10 protein-coding genes are annotated in these 10,610 nt (G+C 70.6%); 5 read left to right on the top strand and 5 right to left on the bottom strand.

The window, feature by feature from the left end; translation table 11 throughout:
• The 4 genes from HF519_RS27425 to HF519_RS27440 form a co-directional block, all read left to right on the top strand.
• The coding region (locus HF519_RS27425; RefSeq protein ID WP_169415885.1) for an AAA family ATPase at window positions 1–836 on the top strand (836 nt) is incomplete at its 5' end.
• Window positions 837–1,130: 294 nt separating this feature from the next.
• Window positions 1,131–2,099: a VOC family protein gene (locus HF519_RS27430; protein ID WP_246245314.1), complete on the top strand. Its 969-nt coding sequence runs from the start codon at window positions 1,131–1,133 to the stop codon at window positions 2,097–2,099.
• 2 nt (window positions 2,100–2,101) lie between these two features.
• Window positions 2,102–2,671 carry a thiamine pyrophosphate-binding protein gene (locus HF519_RS27435; protein ID WP_169415887.1) on the top strand — a complete coding sequence of 190 codons (570 nt, stop codon included), beginning with the start codon at window positions 2,102–2,104 and terminating at the stop codon, window positions 2,669–2,671.
• The gene (locus HF519_RS27440) at window positions 2,658–3,209 is read left to right on the top strand and encodes a thiamine pyrophosphate-dependent enzyme (RefSeq protein WP_169415888.1); all 552 of its coding nucleotides are present in this window, start codon (window positions 2,658–2,660) and stop codon (window positions 3,207–3,209) included. Before HF519_RS27435 ends, HF519_RS27440 begins: the two co-directional genes overlap by 14 nt.
• Before the next feature lie 134 nt (window positions 3,210–3,343).
• Here the strand turns inward: HF519_RS27440 and HF519_RS27445 are convergent, their stop codons facing one another.
• The 3 genes from HF519_RS27445 to HF519_RS27455 all read right to left on the bottom strand — a co-directional run bounded on the left by HF519_RS27445 (window position 3,344) and on the right by HF519_RS27455 (window position 4,852).
• Window positions 3,344–3,724, bottom strand: coding sequence for a DUF2267 domain-containing protein (locus tag HF519_RS27445; protein ID WP_169415889.1), 381 nt, complete (start codon window positions 3,722–3,724; stop codon window positions 3,344–3,346).
• 88 nt (window positions 3,725–3,812) lie between these two features.
• Entirely contained in the window at window positions 3,813–4,481 is a 669-nt protein-coding gene (locus HF519_RS27450; protein ID WP_169415890.1) for an HAD family hydrolase, read from the bottom strand.
• A 110-nt stretch (window positions 4,482–4,591) separates the two neighbouring features.
• Window positions 4,592–4,852: a phospholipase D-like domain-containing protein gene (locus tag HF519_RS27455; RefSeq protein WP_169415891.1), complete on the bottom strand. Its 261-nt coding sequence runs from the start codon at window positions 4,850–4,852 to the stop codon at window positions 4,592–4,594.
• Between the two features lie 367 nt (window positions 4,853–5,219).
• On the opposite strand from HF519_RS27455, the gene HF519_RS27460 reads away from it, so the two are divergent.
• Window positions 5,220–5,732, top strand: coding sequence for a DUF6328 family protein (locus HF519_RS27460; protein WP_169415892.1), 513 nt, complete (start codon window positions 5,220–5,222; stop codon window positions 5,730–5,732).
• 78 nt (window positions 5,733–5,810) lie between these two features.
• On the opposite strand, the gene icmF is transcribed toward HF519_RS27460, so the two are convergent.
• Together icmF and HF519_RS27470 are read right to left on the bottom strand one after the other, a co-directional pair.
• Window positions 5,811–9,047: a fused isobutyryl-CoA mutase/GTPase IcmF gene (icmF, locus tag HF519_RS27465; protein ID WP_169415893.1), complete on the bottom strand. Its 3,237-nt coding sequence runs from the start codon at window positions 9,045–9,047 to the stop codon at window positions 5,811–5,813.
• A gap of 166 nt (window positions 9,048–9,213) precedes the next feature.
• A partial coding sequence (locus HF519_RS27470) for a cytochrome c oxidase subunit I (protein WP_169415894.1) occupies window positions 9,214–10,610 on the bottom strand: 1,397 nt, incomplete at its 5' end.

A 10,610-nucleotide genomic window follows, 5' to 3' on the forward strand; every position in this document is an offset into this window, starting at 1 on the left:
CTCGTACCCCACGTGGCCGGGCGGGGCTAGCCCATCCGGACCGTCCGGTCGGCTCGTTCCTGTTCCTCGGACCCACCGGGGTCGGCAAGACCGAGCTCGCCCGTGCCCTCGCCGAGGCGCTGTTCAGCTCACCGGACCGCCTGCTCCGGTTCGACATGAGCGAGTTCGGCGACCGCAGCAGTGCGATGCGGCTGCTCGGCGCGCCGCCCGGCCACGTGGGGTACGAGGACGCCGGGCAGCTCACCGAGGCCGTCCGCCGGACCCCCTATGCGGTCCTGCTGCTCGACGAGATCGAGAAGGCGCACCCCGACGTGATCGGCACGCTGTTGCAGGTGCTCGACGCCGGCCGGCTCACCGACGCCCACGGGCGGACCGCCGACTTCACCCACACCGTGATCATCATGACGAGCAACCTGGGCGCCGAGCAGCTTCTCGCGGCGACCGCGCCGGGGCGCTCGGTCTCCGAGATCCGGGAGCCGCTGCTGGCCCAGGTGCGGCGGCACTTCCGGCCGGAGTTCGTCGGGCGCATCGACGAGATCGTCCTGTTCCAGGGGCTCACCCGGGAGGAGCTGCGGCGGATCACCGGGCTGTTGCTCGAGCAGACCCGCGACCGGGTGCGCGCCCAAGGTGTCGACCTGGTCGTCGACGACGCGGCGGTCGACTGGCTCGCCGGGCGCGGGCATCAGCCAGAGTTCGGCGCCCGCCCGCTGCGGCGCACGATCCAGCGTGAGCTCGATCGCCGGCTGTCCCGGTTGCTGCTGGCCGGTGACGTCCGGCCCGGCCATCGGGTCGTCGTCACCGCGTCCGGGGAGGGGCTGGCGTTCACGACGCGCTGAGACCTACCGAACTGCACTGAGACCTACCGAACTGCACCGAGGCCTACCGAACCGCATCCAGGCCCACCGAACCGCACCGGGACGCTGCGCGGTGCACCGGTCCGCGGCGTACCGGACTGCGCCGGACCACCCGTGCCGGGATCCGGAACAGAACACCCCCGTGGGGCCGCCGGGATGGCAGCATCGACGCCGTCCGGTGATCACGGGCGGGACGGCCCGCGCGGTGATCCACCCGCCGCATTCATTGGAGAACGGGGACCGATGTCGTCTCACCCGCGATTCGAATTGGCGCATATGGCACATGCCGAGCTTTTCACACCGGACATGGAGGGCAGCCTGTGGTTCTTCACGCAACTGCTGGGAATGCGCGAGGTGGCTCGGAGCCAGGGATCGGTGTACCTGCGCTGCTACGAGGACCCGTACCACCACAGCCTGAAGCTGACCGAGCGCGATCAGCCGGGATTGGGCAATCTGGGCTGGCGGACGACCTCGGCGGAGGCCTTGGAACGACGGGCCGCCGCGCTCGACAAGGCGGGTCTGGGGAAGGGCTGGACCTCCGGTGACCTCGGAGTCGGGCGCACCTTCGCGTTCGAGAGCCCGGACGGGCATCCGATGGAGCTGGTCTGGGAGGTCGAGAAGTTCGAGGCACCGCCGGACCAGCGCAGCCGGATCCTGACCCGCCGGTCCAAGCGGCCGCTGCAGGGCCTGCCGCCGCGCCGGCTCGACCACGTCAACCTGATGGCCTCCGACGTGACCACGCAGAAGGAGTTGTTCGAGCAGACACTCGGCTTCGGCACCCGGGAGCGGGTCGTCGACGGGGCGAACGGCGGCACCGAGATCGGCGCCTGGATGAGCGTGAACATCCTGGGCCACGAGATGGCGATCATGCTCGACCAGACCGGATCCCGGGGCCGGTTGCACCACCTGGCCTTCTGGTACGGCGTGCCGCAGCACAACACCGATGCCGCCGAGCTGTGCCGGGAGTACGGCATCCAGATCGAGGCCGGTCCGGACGTCCACGGCATCACCCAGGGCGCCTTCCTCTACGTGTTCGAGCCCGGCGGGAACCGGATCGAGCTGTTCGGCAACTCCGGGATCCTGGAGATGGAACCGGACTTCGAGACCGTCACCTGGGACCTCTCCGACTTCGACACCGCGCTCGCCATCGGAGGCGCGACGTTGCCCGCGGAGACCTACTTCGTCTACGGCACCCCCGCGAACCCCGGCCAGGACAAGCTGCTGGCGCCGTGGGGCGGCGCGTAGCGGTGTCCACGCCGACGGCGGGGACGCCGGGGGCGGCGGCCCACAACGGAAACGTCCCGCGCGGGCTGGACTGGCAGGTCGCCGTCGCCGACCGGCTGCTGGCGGGCGGCGTGACCGTCGCTGCCTACGTGCCCGACTCCCGGCTCGACGGGTTGCTCGCGCGGCTCGGCGAGCACGGGTTGCCGCTGCGGTCCCTGACCCGGGAGGAGGAGTGTGTGGGCTACGCCGCGGGACAGCGGATCGCCGGCCGTCGACCGGTCGTGCTGATGCAGAGTTCGGGCGTCGGCAACGCGCTCAACGCCATCGGATCGCTCGTCGTGCCGTACCGCCTCGGGCTGCCGTTGATCATCTCCATGCGCGGCACCCTCGGCGAGCGCAACCCGTCGCAGGTGCCGATGGGGCGGGCGACCGCGTCCTTCCTGGGAGCCCTGGGCATCCAGTCCTTCCCGATGCGCCGGGACTCCGACGCCGCGGGGGTCACCGACGGGGTGCTCGGGCTGGCCTTCGGCGCGCAGGAGAGCGCGGCGCTCCTGCTGGAGCCCGATCTGGGTGGTGGCCGTGAACATCGTTGAGGCGACCCGGGTGGTCGTGGACGTCCTCCCTGACGCGCTCATCGTCTCCTCGCTGGGCACCGCGACCTCGGCGGCACGGCTGGCCACCGATGACGGGCCGCACTTCTACCTCGGTGCGGCGATGGGCTCCGCCCTGGCGGCCGCGCTGGGTCTGGCGGAGGCGGTCCCGGAGCGCCAGGTCGTGGCCCTACTGGGCGACGGGGACTTCCTGATGGGCGCGAGCACCCTGTGGTCGGTGTCGGCCTGGCGGCCGGCGAACCTGGTCGTGGTCGTGCTCGCCGACGGGGCCTACGCGATCACCGGTGGGCAGCCGGTCGCGCCGTCGCTGCGGCTGGCCGAGGTCGCCGACGCGCTCGACGGGCTGGCCGGCGTCACCGCCGACTCGGCCGGGTCGCTGCGGGCGGCCCTCACCTCGATCGATCGGCCGGGGATCGTGGAGGCGCGGATCAGCGAGCGGGTCTGGCCCGGCCCGTCGCCGTTCGTCGACCCCGCCGAGGTGGTGCGCGGGGTGCGCAGCAACATCGCGGCCGGGCCCTGACGTCCGAGAGGGCACCCGCGGGAAGTGCGCCGCTCGCGTCCGTCCCGGTTGTGCGCGGCAGGCTCGCGCGCGGTCACGTGCACCGCGGCCGCCGGGTCGTCGGGACCGCTGTGACCGTCCGGGCACCGCCCGGCTCAGGCGGTCTCCTCGACGAGGGTGCGGAACTCTCCCGGGAGCTGACCCATGGCCTCGGTGAACACCTGATCCGGCACGATGTCGCGGAGGGTGGTGAGGACCGCGCGGATCCCCTCGTGCACCTCCTGCTGGGTGAGCCCGATGCGCTCGCTCACCTGCTGCTCGACCTCGATCAGCCCGTACCGCTTCTGGCGGCGGGTGCGGCCGGCCCGCACCGGTTCGGCCAGCCCGTCCGGCAACGCGCGGGCGAGATCGCGGGCCTCGCCGTCGCTCATCCGGGCCGCGAGCACCTGGAGCGTCGCCCAGCTCAGGTCGGCCGCCTCCTCGCGGGACAGACCGGCGCGCTGGGCTGCTGTCCGGTAGAACTCCCGCTCGTCCACATTGCCTCCTCGTCGCCCGTCCGGCCGCTGAGATACCCCGCGGGATCCAGCGGAAACGGTGCCGGCGGTGGGGCTTCCGCCACGTGGCTCACTCGCTAAGGTCGGGGCGGGCGAGTGCGGTCTCGTCGAGGTGCCGGTGCAGCTCGGGGAGCGAGTCGAAGACGCGGCGCGCGCCCGCCTCGCACAGCTCTTCCGGGGAGAAGCCACCTGTGCGGATGGCGTAGCCCGGGTAGCCCACACGGTTCGTGGCCTGGAAGTCCCAGACGGAGTCGCCCACCACGACCCCGGAGGTCCCGTGCACCGCGGCCACGGCGGCCAGCAGCAGATCCGGCGCCGGTTTGGTCCGCTCCACGTCGTCGGCGGTGGTCCAGGCCTGCGCGATGGACCTGCCGTCGATGAGGTCGAGATAGTGCTCCACGTGCGCCTTCTTCCCGGAGCTGGCCAGGACCAGCGGGAACCCGCGCCGGCGCACCTCCTCCAGTAGCTCGCGCACACCCTCGAACGGTTGCACCTCTCCGATCAGCGCGTCGAACTCATGGACCCACCGGTCCCGCACGTCGTCGCCGAGCCGGGCCTCCACGTCCTCCCCGGCGACGGCCGCGACGAACTGGTCCCCGCCCATCCCGATGGCGCGGTGCAGCCGCCACACCGGCAGCGTGATGTCGAAGCCACGGAAGGCCCGGAACCAGGCCAGCGCGTGGTGGTAGTTGGTGTCGATCAGCGTGCCGTCGACGTCGAACACGGCGGTGTCGGGCATCCTGGTGGCGTTCCTTCCCGTGGTCGGGCCTCGCCCGGGGCGTACCCGCTGCACCCCGGCCGCACACCGGCGGCGTGGCGCCGGGCGATTCGGACGCCGGGGGCAGGGGATCAACCGTGACGGGGCGCCCGGCGGGCCGACCACCGCGCGGCGGCGGGGGAGAGTCCTCGCCGCGCCGCGTCCCAGGAACCCGTGTCCGGAGCCGCGCCGGTCGGGCGTTGCGCGACCTCCTCGACACACGCCGTGGTGTGCACGTACGTGTGGATCCAGTCGATGGTGCCGTCGGGGCGGGCCCGGTCGAGGTGGGCCAGCCGGACGTAGTCCTCGTGGTTGCCGATCGGAGCGAAGCAGCGCTCGCAGAGCAGGATCATCGGTTCTCTCCAGCCTGGGCCGACGGCGGTGGGTCGCAGTTGAGTCAGGGGAGGGTGCCGTGTCGTCGTCGACCTCGTGGTTCACCCGGTGACAGCGCTCCCCGCTGTGACGGGGACCGGCCCACGCTCCGGTGATACCGGGCTGTCCGGTCTCCAGTGTCGCATTTCGGCCCGGTCGCCACGAACGTGGCATGGCCCACGGTGAGCGCACGTGCCGATCGGCGACCGGGTCGGCGTGGACGGACGGCCGGTCCGGTGGCCGGTGACCGTGACGGGCGGTTGGGGCGCCGGTGCGCCGGGTAGCCCGAGGAGCACACGCACGGGGCGAACGCCGGGAACGGCGACGACGTGGTGGGGGCGAGCGCACATGGCGGTGCCGGCATCGGCGGCGGAACGGCGCCTGATCTGCGACGACGAGTGGAACGCCGCGGAGCGCGCGGAGGCGCCGCTGCAGCGGGCCGACCGCAACTTCGTGGAGCTGCTCCAGGAGCTGCGGGTCGCCCAGACCGGTGTGCAGATCCTGTTCGCGTTCCTGCTGACGCTCTCGTTCACCGAGCGCTTCGCCGAGATCGACGAGTTCCAGCGGGCCGTCTACATGGTCACCCTGATGACCTCGGCGCTGACCACGGCCCTGTTGGTGGCCCCGGTGGCGGTGCACCGGTTCGTGTTCCAGCGCGGGCGCAAGCGTGAGCTGGTCCACATCGGGCACCGGCTCGCCGTGCTCGGCCTGGCGTTCCTGGCGGTCACGATGGCGTCGGGATTGCTGCTCGTGCTCGACGTGACCGTCGGCCGGGTGGTCGCGGTGCCCATGGCGACCGGGCTGCTGCTGGTGTTCGCCGTGCTGTGGGTCGGTGTGCCGCTGTTCGTGCGCCGGGGCTGACGCTCCCGGCCACGACGACGACGGCGCCGCAGGGCAGGACCCTGCGGCGCCGTCGTCGCGCTCATCCTCGCCGCTGCGTCACATGTTGCGCCGGTACTGTCCGCCCACCTCGAAGAACGCCTCGGTCAGCTGGCCGAGCGAGCAGACCCGCGCGGCGCTCATCAGCTCCGCGAACACGTTGCCGTCACCGGTCGCGGCATCCTGCAGCCTCCGGATCGCCGCCTGCGCCTCCTGGGCGTGCCGGCTCTGGAAGTCGGCCAGCCGGTCGAGCTGGGAGCGCTTCTCGTCCTCGGTCGCGCGGGCCAGCTCGATCTCGAACGGCTCCTCGTCGTCCGACTCGGGCTTGGTGAACGTGTTCACCCCGATGATCGGCAGCGTGCCGTCGTGCTTGCGGTGCTCGTAGAGCATCGACTCGTCCTGGATCTTGCCGCGCTGGTAGCCGGTCTCCATCGCGCCGAGCACACCGCCGCGCTCGGCGATCGCGTCGAACTCCTTGAGCACCGCTTCCTCGACCAGGTCGGTGAGCTCGTCGATGACGAACGAGCCCTGCAGCGGGTTCTCGTTCATCGACAGGCCCCACTCGCGGTTGATGATCAGCTGGATGGCCATCGCCCGGCGCACCGAGGCCTCGGTCGGGGTGGTGATCGCCTCGTCGTAGGCGTTGGTGTGCAGCGAGTTCGCGTTGTCGTAGAGCGCGCACAGCGCCTGCAGCGTGGTGCGGATGTCGTTGAAGTTCATCTCCTGCGCGTGCAGCGACCGGCCGGAGGTCTGCACGTGGTACTTGAGCTTCTGCGACCGCTCGTTCGCCCCGTACCGCTCGCGCATCGCCACGGCCCAGATCCGCCGGGCCACGCGGCCGATCACCGAGTACTCGGCGTCCATGCCGTTGGAGAAGAAGAACGACAGGTTCGGCGCGAAGTCGTCGACGTCCATCCCGCGGGCGAGGTAGCTCTCGACGTAGGTGAACCCGTTGGCGAGGGTGAACGCGAGCTGGCTGATCGGGTTCGCCCCGGCCTCGGCGATGTGGTAACCGGAGATCGACACCGAGTAGAAGTTCCGCACCTGGTGCTGGATGAACCACTCCTGGATGTCGGCCATCATCCGCAGGCTGAACTCGGTGGAGAAGATGCAGGTGTTCTGGCCCTGGTCCTCCTTGAGGATGTCGGCCTGCACCGTGCCGCGCACGTTGGCCAGCGCGAACGCGGTCAGCTCTTCGCGCTCCACCGGGTCGGGCTCGCGGCCCCACTCCTCGCGGAACTTCTCGACCTGCTGGTCGATGGCGGTGTTCAGGTAGAACGCCAGGATCGTGGGCGCCGGCCCGTTGATGGTCATCGACACCGAGGTGGTCGGCGAGGTCAGGTCGAACCCGCTGTAGAGCACCTTCATGTCCTCGAGCGTGGCGATCGAGACGCCCGAGGTGCCGACCTTGCCGTAGACGTCGGGGCGGGTGTCGGGGTCGCGGCCGTAGAGGGTGACCGAGTCGAACGCGGTCGAGAGCCGCTTGGCCTCGGAGTCCGCCGACAGGAACTTGAACCGCTTGTTGGTGCGGAACGCGTCGCCCTCGCCGGCGAACATCCGGGCCGGGTCCTCGCCCTCGCGCTTGAACGCGAACACCCCGGCGGTGAAGGGGAAGCGCCCGGGCAGGTTCTCCCGACGCAGGAACCGCAGCAGCTCGGCGTCCTCGGTGTACTTGGGCAGCGACACCCGGCGGACCTGGTTGCCCGAGAGCGTCTCGCGGGTCAGCTTGGTGTGCAGTTCCTTGTCGCGGACCTTCACCACCAGCTCGTCACCGGAGTAGTCCTCGACGACCTGCGGCCACTCGTCGAGCAGCGCGGCGGCCTGCGGGTCGAGGGCCTTCTCGGCGGACGCCAGAACGTCGTCGATGCCCCCGGACGCGGCGCCGGCCTTCTTCAGCGCGGCCTTGGCGGTGCGCAGGTGCTGGCGCTCGCGGGCGGCCGCGGCCTGCTTCGCCGTGTCGGCGTGGTACGAGCGGACGGTCTCGGCGATGTCGGCGAGGTAGCGGACCTTCTGCGGAGGGATGACCGCGGCATACTCACTGGAGGTCTTGCGGTCGGTCCTGGGCAGCCGGCCCTCGTGCACGGTGAGCCCGTTCTCGCCGAGCAGGGCGGCGAGGTGCTGGTAGAGCGCGGTGACGCCGTCGTCGTTGAACGTCGCGGCGCTGGTGCCGAAGACCGGCATGTCCTCGGGCTTGGCGCCGAACGCCTCGCGGTTGCGGACGAGCTGACGGCCCACGTCGCGGCGGGCGTCCTCGGCGCCGCGGCGCTCGAACTTGTTGATCGCGACGACGTCGGCGAAGTCCAGCATGTCGATCTTCTCGAGCTGCGACGCCGCGCCGAACTCCGGCGTCATCACGTACAACGAGCGGTCGACGAACGGCACGATGCCCGCGTCGCCCTGCCCGATACCCGGGGTCTCCACGATGACCAGGTCGAACCCGCCCGCCTTCAGCACCGCGATCGCGTCGCCGAGCTGCTCGGGGAGCTGCCCGTCGGCGCCGCGGGTGGCCAGCGAGCGGAAGAACACCTGCTCGCCGGTCAGGGAGTTCATCCGGATCCGGTCCCCGAGCAGCGCCCCGCCGCCGCGGCGCCGGGTCGGGTCGACCGCCAGCACCGCGATGCGGAGCTTGTCCTCCTGGTCGAGCCGGAAGCGGCGGACGAGCTCGTCGGTGAGCGAGGACTTGCCCGAACCGCCGGTGCCGGTGATCCCCAGGACGGGCACCGGGCGCTGCTCGGCGGCCTTGGCGATGCGGTCGCGGACCTCGTCGGGCAGCTGCCCCGCCTCGGCCAGCGTGAGTGCGCGGGCCAGGGTGCGGTGCTCGCCTGCGAACAGGCCGTCGTAGGAGTCCGGGGGCGTCGCGGCGAGGTCGACGTCGCACTCCCGGATCATCAGGTTGATCATTCCGGGCAGCCCGAGGCGCTGGCCGTCCTCGGGGGAGAAGATGCGCGAGACGCCGCGCGAGTGCAGCAGTTCGATCTCGGCGGGCACGATCACGCCGCCACCGCCGCCGTAGACCTTCACGTGGCCGGCACCGCGCTCGCGCAGCAACTCGACCAGGTAGGTGAAGTACTCGACGTGCCCGCCCTGGTACGAGCTGATGGCGACACCCTGCACGTCCTCCTGGACCGCGGCCGCGACCACCTCGTCGACCGACCGGTTGTGGCCCAGGTGGATCACCTCGGCACCCTGGCGCTGCAGGATCCGCCGCATGATGTTGATCGCGGCGTCGTGCCCGTCGAACAGGCTTGCGGCGGTCACGAACCGCACCGGATGAGTCGGGACGTGCAGTTCTGCCATTCCGCACCTCTCTCGTCGCGCCGCCGACACGGCAGATCGTAGGACGTCCTAGCAAATATAGTCGGAAGTCCTACTAAATAGGCAACCTGGTAAGGCTATGGCGTGGGGCACATCCCCGCCTGTCGGAGCGCCCGGCCGGGTGCGGAACCGGCCGGGGCGTCGACGGTCAGTGCTCCCGCGGATCGTCGCCCGGGTACTCCTCCTCGGCCACCTTCTTGGCCGCGATCTCCGACGGTGCGGGCCTGCCCCGGGTCAAGGGGGTCGCGTGCGCCTCGGTCCGCCACCGCTCCGCCAGTTCCGGGTGGTGCAGGTCGAACGCCGGCCGCTCGGAGCGGATCCGCGGCAGCTCGGTGAAGTTGTGCCGCGGCGGCGGGGACGACGTGGCCCACTCCAGCGAGTTGCCGAAGCCCCACGGGTCGTCGACGGTCACGACACGGCCGTAGCGGTAGCTCTTGAAGACGTTCCAGACGAACGGCAGCGTCGACATCCCGAGCAGGAACGCGCCGATCGAGGAGATCACGTTCAGCGTGGTGAAACCGTCGGTCGGCAGGTAGTCCACGTACCGCCGTGGCATGCCCTCCTCGCCGAGCCAGTGGTGCACCAGGAACGTCAGGTGGAACCCGATGAACATCGTCCAGAAATGGATCTTGCCCAGGCGCTCGTCGAGCATCCGGCCGGTCATCTTGGGGAACCAGAAGTAGATCCCGGCGTACACCGAGAAGACGATCGTGCCGAACAGCACGTAGTGGAAATGGCCCACGACGAAGTACGAGTCGTTGAGGTGGACGTTCAGCGGAGGCAGCGCCAGCAGCACCCCGGTCAGCCCGCCGAAGAGGAACGTGGCCAGGAAGCCCACCGAGAACAGCATCGGCGTCTCGAAGGTGATCTTGCCGTTCCACATGGTGCCGATCCAGTTCACGAACTTGATGCCGGTCGGCACGGCGATGAGGACCGTGGTGAAGGCGAAGAACATCGACGACACCGCGGCGGTGGCGAACATGTGGTGGGCCCACACCCCCGCCGAGAGCATCATGATGGCGATCGTCGCGAAGACCAGCCCCTTGTAGCCGAAGATCGGCTTGCGGCTGAAGACCGGGATGATCTCCGAGACGATGCCGAAGAACGGCAGCGCGACGATGTAGACCTCGGGGTGGCCGAAGAACCAGAACAGGTGCTGCCACAGGATCCCGCCGCCGTTGGCCGGGTCGAACACGTGAGCGCCCAGGTGCCGGTCGGCCAGCATGCCGAACAGCGCGGCGGTCAGGATCGGGAACGCGATGAGGATGAGGATGGCGGTGGCGAAGATGTTCCAGGTGAAGATGGGCATCCGGAACATGGTCATGCCCGGCGCGCGCAGGCAGATGATCGTCGTGAGCATGTTGACCCCGCCCAGGATGGTCCCCAGCCCGGACACGATCAGCCCGGTGATCCACATGTTCGGGCCGACACCGGGGGTGTAGTTCCCACGTCCCAGAGGCTGGTAGGCGGTCCAGCCGAAGTCGGGCGCCCCGCCCACCGTGAGGAGCCCGCCCATCACGATGAGCCCCCCGAACAGGAACAGCC

This window comes from Pseudonocardia bannensis (genome assembly GCF_012911875.1).
Classification (GTDB): domain Bacteria; phylum Actinomycetota; class Actinomycetes; order Mycobacteriales; family Pseudonocardiaceae; genus Pseudonocardia; species Pseudonocardia bannensis.

Bases quoted from the DNA above. Each gene is read 5' to 3' on its own strand.
- HF519_RS27430 (WP_246245314.1), top strand. From the start codon at position 1,131: ATGGCACATGCCGAGCTTTTCACACCGGACATGGAGGGCAGCCTGTGG.
- HF519_RS27450 (WP_169415890.1), bottom strand. From the start codon at position 4,481: ATGCCCGACACCGCCGTGTTCGACGTCGACGGCACGCTGATCGACACC.
- HF519_RS27455 (WP_169415891.1), bottom strand. From the start codon at position 4,852: ATGATCCTGCTCTGCGAGCGCTGCTTCGCTCCGATCGGCAACCACGAG.
- HF519_RS27460 (WP_169415892.1), top strand. From the start codon at position 5,220: ATGGCGGTGCCGGCATCGGCGGCGGAACGGCGCCTGATCTGCGACGAC.
- icmF (WP_169415893.1), bottom strand. From the start codon at position 9,047: ATGGCAGAACTGCACGTCCCGACTCATCCGGTGCGGTTCGTGACCGCC.